A 17,222-nucleotide genomic window follows, 5' to 3' on the forward strand; every position below is an offset into this window, starting at 1 on the left:
CATTGCAGGCGCCACCATCGTGCGTGGTCGGCTCCCGCCGGTTGAGCGTGTCGGTCGGGGGCGGGACGATTCGGCCCGCTCCGATCGAGGCCTCTGTCTCATGCGAAGCTTGCGCCAGCCTGTCGCGAATGGACGCGGGTGCGAAATTTCACGCCGCGACGCATTGGCGCGGAGCAAACCGCAAGGTTGCCGCAATGAATCGGACATAAAGCCGGCAGATCGATGCAGGGATAAAGACGACGAATGCGCGTGCTGTTGGTGGAGGACCAGCCGGAAATGGTCGCAGCGCTGCGTGCAGCACTCGCGCGCCACGACATGCTGGTGGATCACGCGCCGGACCTGTCGGAAGCCGAGGCGATTGCCGCGGCGGGCAGCTACGATGCGATCGTGCTCGACCGGCAATTGCCCGATGGCGACGGGCTGTCGCTGATTCCGAAATTGCGCGCGAGCGGCAACACGGTGCCGGTGCTGGTGCTGACGGCCCGCGGCGAGCTCGCGGACCGGATCTCGGGCCTCGATTGTGGCGCGGACGATTATCTCGGCAAACCGTTTGCGTTCGAGGAGCTGCTGGCGCGGTTGCGCGCGCTGCTGCGCCGGCCCGCCAATGTGCAACAGCATGCTGCGCGGATCGGCCGCCTGTCGTTCGACTTCGCCCATCGCGAAGCCAGTGTCGACGGACGCCCCCTGGAGATGCCGCGTCGCGAACGGCTGGTGCTCGAGGCGCTGCTGCATCGGATGGGACGCATGGTGCAGCGTTCCGCGCTGATGGAGGCGGTCTACGGCCTCGACGACGACGTGCAGCCCAATGCGCTGGACACGCACGTGTCGCGGTTGCGCCGCAGGCTCACTGAAGCCGACGCCGGCGTCGCGATCAACGGCGTTCGTGGCCTCGGCTATGTGCTGCGGGAAACACCGTGAGCGTGCTGCGACCGCGATCCCTCACCTGGCGGCTGATCGGGCGTCTCGCTGGCCTGCAGGCCGTCACGTTGACCCTCCTGATCTTGCTGATCGGAGCCGCCGCGATCGGGTTGCTGCGGGCCGGGCTTTTGATCGGCGAGTACGAAGGCAGCACGGTCGATACGCTGCGCGACGCCATCACCCGCGATGAAGCGGGCGGACTGGCGCTGCGCCGGACGCCGGAGCTCGCTGCCCTGCGCGCCGAGCATGCCGACCTCTGGTTCGTCATCCGCGACACCGAAGGTCACCAGCTCTCCGAGGGCGCGGTGCCTCCGCAGTTCGCACCGATTGCATCAAGCCTCGATCATGTCAGCGAGGCGCGGCTCAAATGGAACGCCGCGGACGCCATGCGACCCGCGGGTCTCGTCAAATGGGTCGACACCTCGGCAGGACGGATCCAGATCCTGACCGGCACATACGGCGAGCTTTCGATGTGGCGCGCGCTGGAGAGCACGCCGCTGCTGTTCCTCAACATGATCCTGCCGATCGTCGTGCTGATGACATTGGCGACGCTGGTCGCGACCCCGTTCGTGGTGCGCCGGGCCATGACGGGTCTGGCGCAAGTCGCGGCGCAGGCTGAACGCATCGACATCGACCAGCGCGGCGTGCAATTGCCGCTCGACAAGGTGCCGATCGAAATCACCCCGCTGGTCAAGGCCATCAATGCCGCGCTCGACCGCCTCGACAAGGGTTACGAGCGCCATCGTCGCTTCTTGGCCGATGCTGCGCACGAGCTCCGCACGCCGATCGCGATCCTCTCGACCCGGGTGGCCTCGCTCGAGGCTGGACCGGAGAAGACCCACCTGCTCGAGGACGCGACCCGCCTGAGCGTCATGGCCGGCCAGCTGTTGGACCTGCAACGGCTCGATCAGCGCGCCGACACGTTCGGTCCCGTCAATCTCGTCGGTGTCGCGCGGCAGGTCGTGCTCGATCTCGCGCCGCTCGCCTTCGCAGCCGGCTACGAGATGTCGTTCGAGCACGAGGACGAGAACACCGTGGTGAACGGCGATCAGACCTCACTCGAGCGTGCGCTCACCAATCTGGTGCAGAACGCCATCGACCACGGACGGCGGCGCGGCACGATCCTGGTTCGGGTTACGGCGGCAGGCCTGATCGAGGTCTGCGACGATGGCGACGGCATCGCGCCGGAAGAGCGCGAGCAGATATTCGAGCCGTTCCGCCGGCTGCATCCGGGCGGGCGCGGCGCCGGCCTCGGCCTCGACCTGGTGCAGACCATCATGCGCCTGCACGGCGGCCGGATCGAGGTCGATCAGGCACCATCCGGCGGCGCCTGCATGCGCATGGTGTTTCCGAAAGTGCAGCCATCCTGCTGATCGCACAGAGATGGCCCCGGCAGGCGGCAAAAAGCGCGATGCGATCGGGCTCAATCGTCATCGCGCTCTTGCGGATCACACGCTAAAGCACGATGAGATTGGTCGATCGTCATCGTGCTTTAGCTCATTGTTAAAGCATGATCTTGTCGGAAAACCGCTTCGCACTTTTCCTGATCATGCGTTAGCCCGCCTTGCGCAGCCGCAGGGATTCGTAGAACGCCGTCTCGAAATTGATGTAGCCGATGAACGACGTCGGATCGCCAAAGGGGAGGATTTGCGTCGCCCAGTATCCGCCAAAACCATTCTGGCGATCGATCCAGTAGAACAAATTGGCGAGACCGGCCCAGCCGAGTGCGCCGGCGGGGCGGCCGGTCGGAGCCTGCTCGTCATTGATCATAAAGCTCAACGCCCAGGACTTCGACTGGCCGGGGAAGAACTCGGCGTCGTTGGCCAGAGACGTGATCACGCCGGTAATCGCGGTGACCTTGTTGTTGCCGAGGTGGTTCTTTTCGGCCATCCGCACGGTCTCGGGCTTGAGGACGCGGCCGTGCTCGCCGGCGCCGTCATTTAGCCACATCCGGATGAAGCGCATGTAGTCGCCGATCGTGCCGTAGAGCCCGTGGCCGCCCATGTGGATTTCCGGATTGGCCGGCAGCTCGAAATCCATCGGCGTGAGCGAGCCGTCGGCATTGCGGGCGTGAATGCCGGCGAGCTTGCGGCGCATCGCGTCGGTGAGCTCGAAGGTGGTATCCTGAATGCCGAGCGGTTCGAATATCCGCGCCTTGAACACGTCGCCGAGCCGCCTTCCGGTGATCGCCTCGACGATCTGGCCGCACCAATCCATGTTGGTGCCATACTCCCACCGCTCGCCCGGATCGAACAGCAGAGGTGTCATCAGCGACGCCTTCGACGCCGTGATGACGCTCGGCTGCCCTTTCTCCTGCGCAAGGCGATTATAGGTGTGGTTGATGAAGTCGTAGCCGAGGCCCGCGCTATGCACCATCAGCATCCGCGTCGTGATGTCGCGCTTCGGTGCGCGCAACACCGGCTCGCCCTTGTCGTCAAAGCCCTCGATCACCTGAAGCTTGCCGATGTCGGGCGCATAGGTCTTGGCCGGCGCGTCGAGGTCGAGCTTGCCCTCCTCGACGAGTTGCAGGACGGCGGTACCCGTGATCGCCTTGGTGGTCGAGAAGATGGCGAACACGCTGTCGGTCGTCATGTCGGCCGGCTGGTCGAGCCGGCGCTTGCCGGCGGCGCCTTCATAGATGTTGCGATGCCGGTCGGTCACCATCGCAACCACACCGGGGACGCGTGGATTCGAGGTCACGACGCCATCGAGAATCGCATCTGCAGCCGCACTGAAGTTCGTGCTCATTGTTTTCCTCCATATTTTATGATGTTGGCCTGCGTAGCCCGGATGGAGCGGAGCGAAATCCGGGGTTGGTGCAGCCAGTGTCACTGGTCCCGGATTACGCTTCGCTCCATCCGGGCTACGAGGTCCAATGGCGATCGGACCTACTGCATCGCGAAGCCGCGATAGCCGCTCGCTGCGACTTCGTCGCATTTCTGGCGATAGGTGCCGACACCGCCACAATAGGACAGCACCCGGCGCGGCTTGCCCTCGACATTCGAGCCGAGGTACCAGGAGTTGGTCTTGGCGATCAGCGTCGCGTTGGCGGTCTCATCGTGATGCGCGACCCACTGATCCTCGATATCCCTGGACGGCTCGATGACGTTCAGGTTGTTGCCGCGCATGTACTTGATGCAATCGTCGATCCACTCGACCTGCTGCTGCAGGCAGGTGGTCATGTTGCAGAGCGCAGCCGAAGGCGCGAGCGGCACCGCTGTCGTGAACAGGTTCGGATAGCCGTGAACCTGCAGGCCCATGGTGGTGCGGATATCCCGGCCCCAGTCCTCCTTTAGCGAACGGCCGTCGCGGCCGCGGATATCGATCCGCGTCAACGCGCCGGTCCCGGCGTCGAACCCGGTCGCCAGAATGATGACGTCGAATTCGTGCACCGTGCCGTCGGCGGTCTGGATGCCCTCGGGCGTGATGCGGGCGATCGGATTATCCTTGACGCTGACGATCTCGACATTGGGCCGGTGGAAGGCCTCGAGGAAATTGCTTTCCAGCGGCACCCGGTGGGTGCCGAAGCCGTAATCGGCCGGGATCAGCTGCTCGCACAGTTTGGGATCCTTGATTCTCTCGCGCATCTTCTCGCGCACGAATTCGGTGATCTCGGCGTTGACGGCCTCGTCGAAGAACAGCTCGGCGAAGGACGACACCCACAATTTGAGCGATCCGTGGTTCCAGCACTCCTCGATCACCTCGCGGCGTTGCTGCGGCGACAGGTCGGCCCATGCGTGCTCGAAGTCGAACTCGAAGCCGGTGAACGTCTTCGGCAACCGTTCGGTGAGGAATTTGAACTTCGACTTGTAGGCCTCCGCATCCGACGCATCCCATTTCGGGTTCTTCATCGGGATGATGTATTGCGGGGTGCGGATGAACACCTTGAGATGACCGACTTCGCCCGCGATCGACTGGATCACCTGGATCCCGGTTGCGCCATTGCCGACCACGCCGACGCGCTTGCCGGCGAGTTCGATCGGCCCTTTCGGCCAGCGCGCGGTATGGAACAGCTTGCCCTTGAACGTCTCCTGTCCCGGGAAGGACACATGCGGGGCGGAGAGCATGCCGCAGCAGGTGACCAGGAACTGGGTGTCGATCACTTCACCCTTGTTGGTCGTAACCTGCCAGCGTTGCGTCGCCTCGTCGAAATGCGCGCTCTTCACCGTGGTCTGGAACTGGATGTCCTTCTTGAGGTCGAGGCGGTCGGCCACATAGTTCAGCCAGCGCTCGATCTCCGGCTGCCCCGGAAACCGCTCGCTCCAGCTCCAGCCTTTGTAGAGTTCCTCGGAGAACAGATACTGATAGGTGTGGCCTTCGGAATCGAAGCGCGCGCCGGGATAGCGGTTCCAGTACCAGGTGCCGCCGACGCTCGAACCAGCGTCAATGGCCCTGACCTTCAGGCCCTGCTCGCGCAGGCGGAACAATTGATAAAGTCCGGCAACGCCGGCGCCGATCACCACGGCGTCGAATTTGGATGTCGCGTGCGCGCCGTTGCTTCCATTGGACCTGGTTGCGGTCGCGGTCATGGTTTCCTCCTGTGTGGTTTCTCGCACGCCCTTTCCCATCCGCTGCATCGCGGGATGACGGTGCGTTGCGCCAATCTGGGCCCCGGCGGCATGGACGGGCTGCCGGGACGCACAGGAGGCTATGGCGGTCGCGGCTTCCGGGGCTTGAATGAAACCGACAATCTCTGGAACGCGGCCGTGCGATCGCGATCGGCCATTGGTCTCCTTGGCAAACGGCGAAAGCGGCCTATTCTGCGCTCAGCCGTCCGGCCAAGAAGAACAAGAAGAAGCGGTCAACCGCCGATGGTTTCCAGGGAGGAGGCTCGCGCGATGGGCCAGTTGATCACGGTCGAGGAACTGCCGCGCTACGCTCCCGGCGAGATGAAGCTGGATAGTCTGGCGGTCGGCCGGGACGATTTCCGGCTGCGCATCTTCCGCTACGCTCCATCCGACATCTGGGTCCCGCCGTCGGAGAACTTCCTCCTGGTGCTCTATCGCGACGGCGTAACGTCGATGAACCGCCGTGTCGGCAGCGCATGGAAGCAGGATCACGTCGGCCGCGGCGTCACGTCGCTTTTGACGCGCGCAGAGCCGTCAAGCTGGCACTGGAAGAATGACATCGAGGTCACGCATTTCTACATCTCTCCTGCCCTGATGACGAAGACGGCGAGCGAGGCATTCGACCGCGACGCCGAAGCGGTCGAGCTTCACGATTTGCTCAAGGTCGAGGATCCGATGCTGACCTGGATCAACGACCAGATGGTTCAGGAAATCGCCGCCGGCGGTCCGGGCGGCCGCCTCTGCTACGACGCGCTGGCGCTGCAAGCGAGCGTGCACATCCTGCGCAAATACGCCGCGATCGAGTTCAAGATGCCCTGCGCGCAGGGCAGGTTCAGGCCGGCGCATGCGCGGCTGATCGATGACTATGTCGAGCAGAACATCTCCCGGAACATCACGCTGGAGGAGCTGGCGAACATCTGCAATTGCACGCCGGTGCAGTTCGCGCGCAAGTTCCGCGTCCATTACGGCATGCGGCCACATGCTTACGTGCTGCGGCGCAAGGTCGAGCATGCGTGCCAGCATCTGCGCAGGGATCGCGTGGCGCTGAAGGAAATCGCGCTGCTCGCAGGCTTCGCCGATCAGAGCCACCTTAATCGTGTATTCCGTCAGCACATGAACGTGACGCCGGCGGAGTACCGCCGGCAGGTCTGCGAGACCAAACTCGAGGCGTGAGCTTGAATCGTGCGCTGCCGCTTGCCAGCGATCGCCTTACACCGGCGGCGGATTGATCCGGGCAAAGCCTTCCTGGATCCGGTAGGGATAGTAGGGATAGGCCGGCATCACCGCGCTTGCCTTGTCGAGACGCGCAATCTGGTCCGACGACAGCGACCATCCGACCGCGCCGAGATTGTCACGCAGCTGTGTCTCATCGCGCGCGCCGATGATCACGGATGACACGCTGGGACGGGTGAGCAGCCAGGCGATCGCGACCTGCGGCACGGTGCGGCCGGTCTCGGCGGCTACCGCATCGAGCGCATCGACGATCGCGTAAAGCTTCTCGTCGTCGACCGCCGGCCCGAACTGCGCGGTCTCATGCAAACGGCTATTCTTCGGCAGCGGCTGGCCACGCCTGATCTTGCCGGTCAGGCGGCCCCAGCCGAGCGGGCTCCAGACCAGCGCACCGACGCCCTGATCGAGTGCGAGCGGCATCAGCTCGGATTCATAGTCGCGCCCGACCAGCGAATAATAGACCTAGTGCGCCACATAACGCGGCCAGCCGTGCCGCTCGGCGATCCCAAGCGATTTCATCAAATGCCAGCCGGAGAAATTCGAGGCGCCGACATAGCGCAGCTTGCCGGTGCGCACGAGCGCATCGAGCGTCGACAGCACTTCGTCAATCGGCGTGAAGGCGTCGAAGGCGTGGAGCTGCAACAGATCGATGTAGTCAGTATTGAGCCGGCGCAACGCGGCGTCGACCGCGGCGACGAGGCGATAGCGCGAGGTGCCGGCGTCGAGCGGGCCGTCACCCATCGGCAGCCCGGTCTTGGTCGAGATAAGGACCTTGTCGCGGCGGCCCTTGATCGCGGCGCCGAGGATCTCCTCCGACGCGCCGTTCGAATAGACGTCGGCAGTGTCGAACAGATTGACGCCGGCCTCGAGGCAGATGTCGATCAGCCGTCGTGCCTCGCCGGCGTCGCTGCGGCCCCAGGCGGAAAACAACGGTCCCTGGCCACCGAAGGTGCCGGTGCCGAAGCTGAGCACCGGGACCTTCAGGCCGGACGCGCCGAGATTGCGGTATTCCATGGTCATACTCCCTGTGATGCTGTTCATTCCGCCGGGCATTGCGTGGCCAGCACGACCGGCCGATCGAGGCGCAGGCTCCACAGCGCGAGCAGCAGCCCAATCGCGGTGATGAGCGCCGCCACCAGCGGCAGCGCGCCGAGGCCGAGGCCGCGATCGATGGTGACGCCGCCGGCCCAGGCGCCGAGCGCGTTGCCGAGATTGAAGGCCGCGATGTTCAGGCTGGAGGCCAGCGTGCGGCCTTCCACGCCAGCCGCTTCAAGCACGCGAAGCTGCAACGGCGCGACGGTCGCGAACGCCGCGACGCCGAGCACGAACAGCAGAACGACCGCCAATGCCTTCATCGAGATCACCGCGGTCAGCGCCACCAGCACAAGCGCGAGGCCGCCGAGCGACACCAGCAACGCACGCGCCAATCCCTTGTCAGCGAGCCGTCCACCCGCGACATTACCGATTGCAAGCCCGGCGCCGAACACCAGCAGGATCGGCGAGACCGCGGCGTCGGAAAATCCGGTCAGCCGCGTCAGGATCGGCTGCACGTAGGTGAAGACCGCGAACAGCCCGCCGAAGCCGAACACCGTCATGGCAAGCCCGAGCAGGACCTGCGGGCGGCCGAGCACGGCGAGCTCCTCGCGCAGCGGCGCCGGCTTGTCCTTGGCGCCGACATGGCCGGGCACCAGCACTGCCAGCACGATGAACGCGATCACGCCGATCGCCGCGACCGCCCAGAACGCCGCGCGCCAGCCCAGCATCAGGCCGAACCAGGCGCCGAAGGGCACGCCGAGCAGGGTCGCGACCGTGAGGCCGATGAACATCGTGGCGATCGCCGACGCCTTCTTGTCTTCCGGGACAAGACTTGTCGCGACCACCGAACCGACGCCGAAGAAGGTGCCGTGCGCCAGCGAGGTGAGGATGCGCGCCGCCATCAGCAATTCGTAGTTCGGCGCCAGCGCGCAGGCGGCGTTGCCGAGCGTGAAGATCGCCATCAGCGCCAGCAGCACCGCCTTGCGCGGCATCCGCCGTGTGCCGAGGGTGAGGATCGGGGCGCCGACGAACACGCCGAGCGCATAGCCGGAGATCAACAGGCCCGCCGCGGAGACCGACACGTGCATGTCGGCGGCGACCTGCAGCAACAGCCCCATGATGAGGAATTCGGTGGTGCCGATGCCAAAGGCACCGGCGGTCAAGGCTAGGACTGCGAGAGGCATGTGTCGCTCCGGAGGTGAGGATTCCGCAATGCGACATAGCGGTCCGGGCGAGGAAGGATTAGAATGGCCGCAATCCAATCATTTGTGACGTGAATTCAAGATGGCCCGAATAGACACCAACCGCTCCGGGGAAATGGACGTGTTTGTCCGCGTCGTCGACCTCGGCGGCTTCACCGCCGCCGCAAACAGCCTGCGCCAGACGCCGTCGGGCGTCAGCAAGCTGGTATCGCGGCTGGAGACGCGGCTCGGCACCCGGCTGGTCAACCGCACCACGCGCAAGCTGCAACTGACCGAGGAAGGCCAGGCGTTCTATCAGCGTGCGCAGCGCATTCTTGCCGATATCGACGAGGCCGAACGCGAGGCCGCCTCCTGCGTGCCGCGCGGCCATCTCACCGTGAACAGCAATATCCCGTTCGGCATGCTGCATGTGATGCCGCTGCTGCCGCGCTTCATGCGCGAGCATCCCGACATCACGCTCGACGTTGTGCTGACCGACACGCTGGTCGATCTGATGCAAGAGCGCGCCGATGTCGCGATCCGCGCCGGCCCGCTCGGCGCCTCACGGCTGATCGCGCGCAAGCTCGGCACCAGCCGCATGGCGGTGGTCGCCGCACCGTCCTATCTCGCGCGCTTCGGTACACCGAAGACCCCGGCCGACCTCGCCGCGCATCGCGGCATCGGGTGGACCTTTCCGCGCAGCATCCGCGGCTGGCCGTTCCGCCGCGCCGAAAAGATCGAGGAAGCACTGCCGCCACCGGTCGCGCGCGCCAGCGACGGTGAGACCGCGCGCCAGCTCACGCTCGGCGGCATCGGGGTGGCGCGACTGGCGCTGTTCCACATCGGTCCGGACATCGAGGCCGGACGTCTGATCCCGGTGCTGCAGAACCTCAATCCCGGCGACCGCGAGGACATCCACGCGGTCTATGTCGGCCATGCCGGCCCGCTGCCGGCGCGGGTGCGCGCCTTCATCGATTTCCTGGCGCAGCACATCCGCATCGGCGATCCGGCGCTGCGGCGTGGCGCGGATGGAAATTGGAAGATCGCGGGCGGCAAGTGAGCATGCGATGACGAACGAAACCCCGGTCTTGCAGACCGTCACCGAGTCGATCCGTATCGCCGCACAGCCGACGCAGGTGTGGGATGCGATCATGGATCCCGATGCGGGCGAGAGCTGGCGCAATGCGCATTTCAGGACCGATTGGCAGATCGGCGCGCCGATCGAGATCGAGGCGGAGATCGGCGCGAAGCGCTATCGCGACAAGGGGCGCGTGATCCGCATCGAACCGCCAATACTTCTCGAATACGCCTATTGGTCGCAGGTCTCCGGCCTGCCGGACGTTCCGCAATCCTATGCGACGATCACGATGACGCTCGCGGCCGACGGCGACGAGACGGTGCTGACCGTCACCCAGCAGGTGCCGCCATCGCCAGTCCGGCGCGGGCGTGGTTGGGAAATCGGTGCCGAGTCCGGCGCGAAGCATGTCGCGTTCTACTGGCGCATGACGCTGCCGCGCCTGAAACAAGTCGTCGAACAAAGCCTCGCCGCGCAATAGCGTGGTCTAGGTTCGCTTCAGCAGAAAGAGCTGCGTGACATAGGGAAACACCAGCTCGTCGGCATCACCGAGGCCGGCCTCGCGCAGGATATCGTCGGTCTGGTGGCGAAGAGCCGCCTTCTCCGCAGCAGGAAGATTGGCGACATAGCTCGTCGATGCGACGCGTTCGAAGACATCCCGGCGCGCCATCCGGTGCGGATGATCCTGCACGATCTCCTTCTCGAGCACGAAGCGTGGATCCTTCAGGATCCAGCGCCAGTGTCCCGTCCGTTGCCGGGGCGCATCTCCCGCGTATTTTTCAATCATGAGGGACAACGCATCGACCCACGGCGCGCGGTCGTCTCTGTTGTTCCAGACCAGCGCCAGCGTGCCGCCGGGACGCAGCAGGCGCGCGATCTCGGCGACCGACGCCTCGTTGTCGAACCAGTGGAACGCCTGGGCGCAGGTCACGAGATCGACGCTGCCGGTTGCAAGATCGATCGCATCGGCGCGGGTGTTGATGACCTCCACCTTCGCTTCCTGCGCCAGCTTGGCCGACATCTCGGCGACCGGTTCGACCGCGACCAGACGCGTGGTCGCGGGCAGATGCTGGAGCAGGAGGCGGGTGAACTTGCCGGTTCCAGCGCCGAGATCAACGACACAGCGCGCGGCTTGAAGCGACAGCGCGGCGACGATCTCCGCGGGGTAGCTGGGCCGGCCCGCCTCGTAGGCGGCGACCGCGACGCGATAATTCTTGGCTGTAGGGTTCAGTGTCATTGTGCTTCTCCTGCGAGCCAGCTTTCAGCGGCGAAATCTGCCCGACGGTATAGAGCAGCGCCTGCAAGGGACTGGAAGAGCGCGTCGAGTCAAAATTCGCTGAAGCCCCCTCACCTTTGCGTCAGCGCCGTTGGCCGGTTGCTCCCCTCGTCGACCAAAGCGTTGCATTTTGAACGATTTTTCTCCGGCGGGTTTCGCATGGCAACTTTGCGTGCTTGTGCAGCATCAACGCCGCAGTTCCAGGTTGCAAGTTGCGATTGACTGAACCACAGTCCTTGAAGGCGGACACGGTCTGTTGCGCTTGCACGACAAGCCCGGTCCCTCTTGCGCACCGGAGCGACCATGCAGCGATCCAGGGCAGTCTTCATCACAGCTATCGTCTACGCCTTGATCGGCCTGGTCCTCGCGGCCGGCGGGATCTGGCTCGCCGCCTTGGGCGGATCGATTTTCTACATCATCCTCGGCGTCGGCATCCTCGCCACGGCGGCGTTGTTGCTGATGCAGCGCCGTTCCGCGCTGTGGCTGTTTGCGATCGTGCTGGTCGGCACGCTGGCCTGGGCCGTCCACGAGGTGCGGTTCGACTGGTGGCCGCTCGCGGCGCGCGGCGACATCGTCTTCCCGATGGCGCTCTGGCTGCTGACGCCGGTGATCGTTCGCGCCCTGACGCGAGGCGATCCTGTGTCTTACGCGCGCGCGACAGCGCCGCTCTGGGTCGGTGTCGTGGCATCAGCTGCCGTCCTCGTGGCCGGGCTGCTGACGAGCTATCACGACATCAACGGCACGATCGCGGAGGCCCGCGCTGCCGTTCAGCAAAGCGAAGCCGACCCGCAGCCGGATGGCGACTGGCGCGCCTATGGACGGACGCAGTTCGGACAGCGCTATTCGCCGCTGAAGCAGATCACGCCCGACAATGTCGCCAACCTCAAGGTCGCCTGGACCTTCCGCACCGGCGACGTCAAGACGCCGGAGGATTCCGGCGAGACCACCTTCGAGGTCACCCCGATCAAGGTGCGCGACACACTCTATCTCTGCTCGCAGCATCAGGTGCTGTTCGCGCTCGACGCCAAGACCGGCACGGAGCGCTGGCGCTACGACCCCAAGCTCGTGCACAACAAGACGTTCCAGCACATGACCTGTCGCGGGGCCTCCTATCACGAGACCGCGCAGGGCGCCGTGGACTCCAGCGGCAATCCGGCACCTGCCGAATGCCCGCGGCGAATCTTCCTGCCGGTCAATGACGGCCGCATGATCGCGCTCGATGCCGACAGCGGCAAGCCTTGCGAGAATTTTGCCGACCACGGCATCCTCGATCTGCAGCAGGGGATGGGGATCACAACCGCCGGCTTCTTCGAGCCGACATCACCGCCGGTCGTCAGCGACAGGATCCTGGTCGTTGCTGCCGCGGTGATCGACAATTATGCGGTCGAGGTGCCGTCGGGCGTGATCCGCGGCTTCGATGTCTACACTGGCAAACTGGTCTGGGCCTGGGACTCTGCGGCGGCCGACGAGAACGCATTGCCGTCGCCGACACGGCATTACACCAACGGCTCGCCGAATTCCTGGATCACGGCCTCGTTCGATCCGAAATTGAATCTGGTCTACATCCCGACCGGCAACAACGGACCCGACATCTGGGGCGGCAATCGCGATGCGCTGGTCGAGCGCTATTCGAGCTCGATCGTCGCGCTTGACGTCAACACCGGCAAGCGCGCCTGGTCTTACCAGACCGTGCATCATGACCTCTGGGACATGGACGTTCCCTCGCAGCCGAGCCTGGTCGACGTCACGACGGACAAGGGCGTGATCCCCGCGATCATCCAGCCGACCAAGGTCGGCAACATCTTCGTGCTCGACCGCAGGACCGGCGAATTGATCGTGCCGGCGCCGGAACGCGCGGTGCCGCAGGGGCCGGCGCCCGGCGATCGCAGCGCGCCGACGCAGCCGTTTTCCGAACTGACGTTCCGCCCGGAAGCGAAGCTTACCGGCGCCGACATGTGGGGCGGCACGATCTTCGACCAGCTGCTGTGCCGGATCATGTTCCATCGCTTGCGGTACGAGGGCACGTTCACGCCGCCATCGCTGCTGGGCACGCTGGTCTTCCCGGGCAATCTCGGCATGTTCGAATGGGGCGGCATCGCGATCGATCCGGTCAGGCAGATCGCCATCGCCAACCCGATGTCGCTGCCGTTTGCATCGAAGCTCATTCCGCGCGGACCGCAAAATCCTCCGGCGCCGACCGCCGAGAAGCCGGTCGGCAGCGAGATCGGAACGCAGCCGATGTATGGCACGCCGTTCGGCGTGGACATTTCGAGCTTCCTCTCGCCGCTCTCCGTGCCGTGCTACCGGCCGCCTTGGGGCTCGATGGCCGCGATCGATCTCAGGACGATGAAGATCGTCTGGCAGCATCCCAACGGCAGCATCCGGGACACCACGCCGCTGCCACTTCCGTTCAAGATGGGAGTGCCGATGCTGGGCGGGCCGATCACCACCGCCGGCGGCGTCGCGTTCTACACCGGCACCTACGAGTACACGATCAGGGCCTATGACGTGCGTGACGGCAAGGTGCTCTGGGAAGATCGCCTGCCCGCCGGCGCGCAATCGACGCCGATGAGCTACGAGGCTGGCGGCAAGCAATACATCGTCACCGCGGCCGGCGGCCACGGCTCGTTCGGCACCAAGCGCGGCGACTACGTCATCGCCTATGCATTGAAGGACTGAACTCATCCAGGATACGACAAGACTCGCCGCCGCGATGACGCAGCGGTGATGAGACGTCGCGCTCAAAATGAGTTCCGCGGCCTCGGTAAGGGTTGGCAAGTCAGGCCAAAGCCGCTAAAGGTCCGCCCCCTTTCACATCAAATTCCGAGCATGACATGTCGAGCGCCCCGCCCGCCGTCTCGATTGGCGTCGATTTTGGCACCAGCAACACCGTGGTCGCGCTGGCCGATGGCGATGGCCGCGTCGAGGCTGTCAGATTCGACCATGGCGGCCGCACGCATAGCGTCTATGTGTCAGCGCTGTGCTTCTGGGAGGAGCGGCCCGGCGCCGGCCTGCATCCGCGCGCCGAGGGCGGTCCGTGGGCGATCGAGCAATTCCTCGAAGGACGCACGATCCACCGCTTCATCCAGTCGTTCAAGACGTTTGCGGCCAGCTCGGCCTTCAACACCACGCAGATCTTCCGCCAGCGCTACAAGTTCGAGGATTTGCTCGCGGCGTTCCTGCGCACGCTGACGCGGCATGCCGGCGAAGGCTTCGATTTGGGCGCGCCGACCATCATGGTCGGCCGTCCGGTGAAGTTTGCCGGCGGCAATCCGAATGACGAGCTCGCGATGCAGCGCTACCGGGCGGCGTTCGAGCGTCTCGGCGCCGGCCATGCGCGCTATGTCTATGAGCCGGTCGGCGCGGCGTTCTCCTTCGCACGCAGCCTCGACCACGATGCCACCGTGCTGGTCGCCGATTTCGGCGGCGGCACCAGCGACTTCTCCGTGATGCGGTTCTCCCGCAAGGGCGGCGTGCTGCGCGCCGAACCACTGGGACATTCCGGCATCGGCATCGCCGGCGACACCTTCGACTACCGCATCGTCGACCACATCGTCTCGCCACGGCTCGGCAAGGGCAGCAACTACCGCTCGTTCGACAAGGTGCTGCCGATCCCCAATCACTATTATTCGAGCCTCGCGCGCTGGCACCAGCTCGCGATGATGCGGGGCAATGGCGATCTGCGCGGATTGCAGCAGCTCGCGCGCACCGCGCTCGATCCGGCGCCGCTGCACGACTTCATCACCATCGTCGACCACGATCTCGGCTTCGCGCTCTACCGCGCCGTGTCCGACACCAAGGTCGCGTTGTCGAGCAACGACCGGGTCGAGTTCCGCTTTGCCCGCGAAGGCATCGACATCGGCGCCACCGTGACGCGCGACGATTTCGAATCCTGGATCGCCGACGACATCGAACGGCTCGGCGCCACCGTCGACGAGGCGCTGGCGAAATCCGGCATCACCGCGCGCGACGTCGAGAAGGTGTTTTTGACCGGCGGCACCTCGTTCGTGCCTGCCGTGCAGCGGCTGTTCGCCGAGCGTTTCGGCGAAGCGCGCCTGACCTCGGCGGATCAATTCGAATCGATCGCCTATGGTCTCGCCTTGATCGGCCACACCGCCGATCCCGACCGCTGGACCTTCGCCGAAGCGGCGTGACACGCAGCCGCGCTGCCTTGATCCCGGCGCAATACGCGACTAAGTCTTTTCAATCATCAATCCCTGAGGATGCCGACGACCATGGATTTCACCCCGATCGCAATGCCCATCAGCCTTGCCCACGGGGATATCCATGCCAGCATCGATCACGCTCTCCCATCTGACCCTGTCCGCGCCTGACGGCCGGGTTCTTCTTTCCAATATCGATCTCAGTTTCGGTCCCGAACGCACCGGCCTTGTCGGCAGGAACGGCGTCGGCAAGACGACGCTGCTCGGCCTGATCGCCGGCCGGCAGCCGCCGCACGCCGGCACGGTCTCGGTGCAGGGACGCGTCGGGATGCTGCATCAGACGGTGCAGGAGAATCCGGATGAAAGCGTCATCGATCTGTTCGGCGCGCGGCGCGCGCTGGCCGCGTTGCGCCGCGCCGAACAGGGTCTTGCGACCACTGAGGAGCTCGCGGATGTCGACTGGACGCTCGACACCCGCATCGCGGCCGCGCTCGCGCGCGTCGATTTGCCCGACGTGCTCGACACGCCGCTGGCGATGCTGTCAGGCGGACAGGCGACCCGGGCGCGTCTCGCGGCACTGTCGTTTGCAGAGCCGGACTTCCTGCTGCTCGATGAGCCAACCAACAATCTCGACCGCGCCGGACGCGAGGCGGTGATCGACCTGCTTGCCGGCTGGCGGCACGGCGCCATCATCGTCAGCCACGACCGCGAGCTGCTGGACACCATGGACGCGATCGTCGAGCTGACCTCGCTTGAAGCCCGGCGCTACGGCGGCAATTGGAGCCAGTATCGCGCGCGCAAGGCCATCGAGCTCTCGGCGGCACGTCACGATCTGGAAGATGCGGACAAGCGCGTCGCCGAGATCGACCGCAAGGCAAGGGAGGCGTCTGAACGGAAGGCGCGGAAGGATGGCGCCGGCGCGAAGAAGCGCGCCAAGGGCGACATGCCGCGGATCGCCGCCGGGCTGCGTAGGGATCGCAGCGAGGACAGTGGTGGCGAGGCCGCCCGCCTCGCCGAGCGGCGGCGGACGCAAGCACTCGAGCTCGCAACCGCCGCACGCCAACGCATCGAGGTGCTGCAACCGTTCTCGGTGCAGCTGCCGTCGACGCATCTGCCGGCGGGCAGGATGGTGCTGCGGATCGAAGCGGCCGATGCTGGTTACACCGCGGACGCGCTGATCCTGCATGGTCTCACCTTCTCGATCTCAGGCCCTGAGCGAGTCGCCATCGTCGGCCCCAACGGCGCCGGCAAGACGACGCTGCTCAAGCTCGTCAGCGGCGAGCTGACCGCGGTGCGCGGCAGCGTCGAGGTGATGACCCGCTTTGCGATGTTCGATCAGGCGGTCAGCCTGCTCGATGCACAGGCCTCCATTCTGGATAACTTCCGGCGCATCAATCCGGATGCCGGCGAGAACGCCTGCCGCGCCGCACTGGCGCGCTTCATGTTTCGCGCCGACGCGGCCCTGCAGCTCGTTGCAAGCCTGAGCGGCGGCCAGTTGCTTCGGGCCGGCCTCGCCTGCGTGCTGGGCGGCGTGACGCCGCCACAGCTTTTGATCCTCGACGAACCGACCAACCATCTCGACATCGAATCGATGGAAGCGGTCGAGGCCGGCCTACGCGCTTATGACGGCGCGCTGCTGGTCGTCAGCCATGACGAGGCCTTCCTCGAGGCGATCGCGATCACCCGGAGAGTCGACCTCGGTGCTGACAACCGACCGCGATAGACGGGTTGTCCGGCTCATCCCTCGGCAAGGGTCGGATAACAGCCCGGCGGCGG

At 65.3% G+C, this 17,222-nt stretch carries 12 protein-coding genes and 1 pseudogene; 8 read left to right on the plus strand and 5 right to left on the minus strand.

Annotated elements, in window-relative coordinates:
• Positions 1–243 precede the first annotated feature (243 nt).
• Positions 244–918 carry a response regulator transcription factor gene (locus QDT69_RS14185; RefSeq protein WP_050425143.1) on the plus strand — a complete coding sequence of 225 codons (675 nt, stop codon included), beginning with the start codon at positions 244–246 and terminating at the stop codon, positions 916–918.
• A 5-nt stretch (positions 919–923) separates the two neighbouring features.
• On the plus strand, positions 924–2,291 hold the full coding sequence (locus QDT69_RS14190; RefSeq protein ID WP_279707522.1) for a HAMP domain-containing sensor histidine kinase: 1,368 nt from the start codon (positions 924–926) through the stop codon (positions 2,289–2,291).
• A gap of 181 nt (positions 2,292–2,472) precedes the next feature.
• Here the strand turns inward: QDT69_RS14190 and QDT69_RS14195 are convergent, their stop codons facing one another.
• Both QDT69_RS14195 and QDT69_RS14200 read right to left on the minus strand, forming a co-directional pair.
• Positions 2,473–3,666: a serine hydrolase gene (locus QDT69_RS14195; RefSeq protein ID WP_279707146.1), complete on the minus strand. Its 1,194-nt coding sequence runs from the start codon at positions 3,664–3,666 to the stop codon at positions 2,473–2,475.
• Positions 3,667–3,806: 140 nt separating this feature from the next.
• Positions 3,807–5,447: an NAD(P)/FAD-dependent oxidoreductase gene (locus QDT69_RS14200; protein WP_279707147.1), complete on the minus strand. Its 1,641-nt coding sequence runs from the start codon at positions 5,445–5,447 to the stop codon at positions 3,807–3,809.
• Positions 5,448–5,756: 309 nt separating this feature from the next.
• Between QDT69_RS14200 and QDT69_RS14205 the strand changes: the two genes are divergently transcribed.
• Positions 5,757–6,659, plus strand: coding sequence for an AraC family transcriptional regulator (locus QDT69_RS14205; protein ID WP_279707148.1), 903 nt, complete (start codon positions 5,757–5,759; stop codon positions 6,657–6,659).
• 36 nt (positions 6,660–6,695) lie between these two features.
• On the opposite strand, the pseudogene QDT69_RS14210 reads toward QDT69_RS14205, so the two are convergent.
• Positions 6,696–7,730 (minus strand): annotated as a pseudogene (locus tag QDT69_RS14210) (aldo/keto reductase).
• Between the two features lie 23 nt (positions 7,731–7,753).
• Positions 7,754–8,935, minus strand: a complete 1,182-nt coding sequence (locus QDT69_RS14215) for an MFS transporter (protein ID WP_279707149.1) — start codon at positions 8,933–8,935, stop codon at positions 7,754–7,756.
• A 100-nt stretch (positions 8,936–9,035) separates the two neighbouring features.
• Between QDT69_RS14215 and QDT69_RS14220 the strand changes: the two genes are divergently transcribed.
• Positions 9,036–9,992, plus strand: coding sequence for a LysR family transcriptional regulator (locus QDT69_RS14220; protein WP_279707150.1), 957 nt, complete (start codon positions 9,036–9,038; stop codon positions 9,990–9,992).
• 7 nt (positions 9,993–9,999) lie between these two features.
• On the plus strand, positions 10,000–10,488 hold the full coding sequence (locus QDT69_RS14225; RefSeq protein WP_279707151.1) for an SRPBCC family protein: 489 nt from the start codon (positions 10,000–10,002) through the stop codon (positions 10,486–10,488).
• 6 nt (positions 10,489–10,494) lie between these two features.
• On the opposite strand, the gene QDT69_RS14230 is transcribed toward QDT69_RS14225, so the two are convergent.
• Positions 10,495–11,244 carry a class I SAM-dependent methyltransferase gene (locus tag QDT69_RS14230; protein ID WP_279707152.1) on the minus strand — a complete coding sequence of 250 codons (750 nt, stop codon included), beginning with the start codon at positions 11,242–11,244 and terminating at the stop codon, positions 10,495–10,497.
• Between the two features lie 342 nt (positions 11,245–11,586).
• Here QDT69_RS14230 and QDT69_RS14235 point away from each other — a divergent pair, with 342 nt between their 5' ends.
• The 3 genes from QDT69_RS14235 to QDT69_RS14245 all read left to right on the plus strand — a co-directional run bounded on the left by QDT69_RS14235 (position 11,587) and on the right by QDT69_RS14245 (position 17,169).
• Positions 11,587–13,962 (plus strand): glucose/quinate/shikimate family membrane-bound PQQ-dependent dehydrogenase, encoded by a 2,376-nt coding sequence (locus QDT69_RS14235; protein ID WP_279707153.1) that lies wholly within the window; start codon positions 11,587–11,589, stop codon positions 13,960–13,962.
• A 155-nt stretch (positions 13,963–14,117) separates the two neighbouring features.
• Entirely contained in the window at positions 14,118–15,437 is a 1,320-nt protein-coding gene (locus QDT69_RS14240) for an Hsp70 family protein (protein WP_279707154.1), read from the plus strand.
• A 133-nt stretch (positions 15,438–15,570) separates the two neighbouring features.
• A complete protein-coding gene (locus QDT69_RS14245; RefSeq protein ID WP_279707155.1) occupies positions 15,571–17,169 on the plus strand; it encodes an ABC-F family ATP-binding cassette domain-containing protein in 1,599 nt (532 codons plus the stop codon).
• The last annotated feature ends 53 nt before the right edge of the window (positions 17,170–17,222 follow it).

This window comes from Bradyrhizobium sp. CER78, assembly GCF_029846235.1.
Lineage (GTDB): Bacteria > Pseudomonadota > Alphaproteobacteria > Rhizobiales > Xanthobacteraceae > Bradyrhizobium.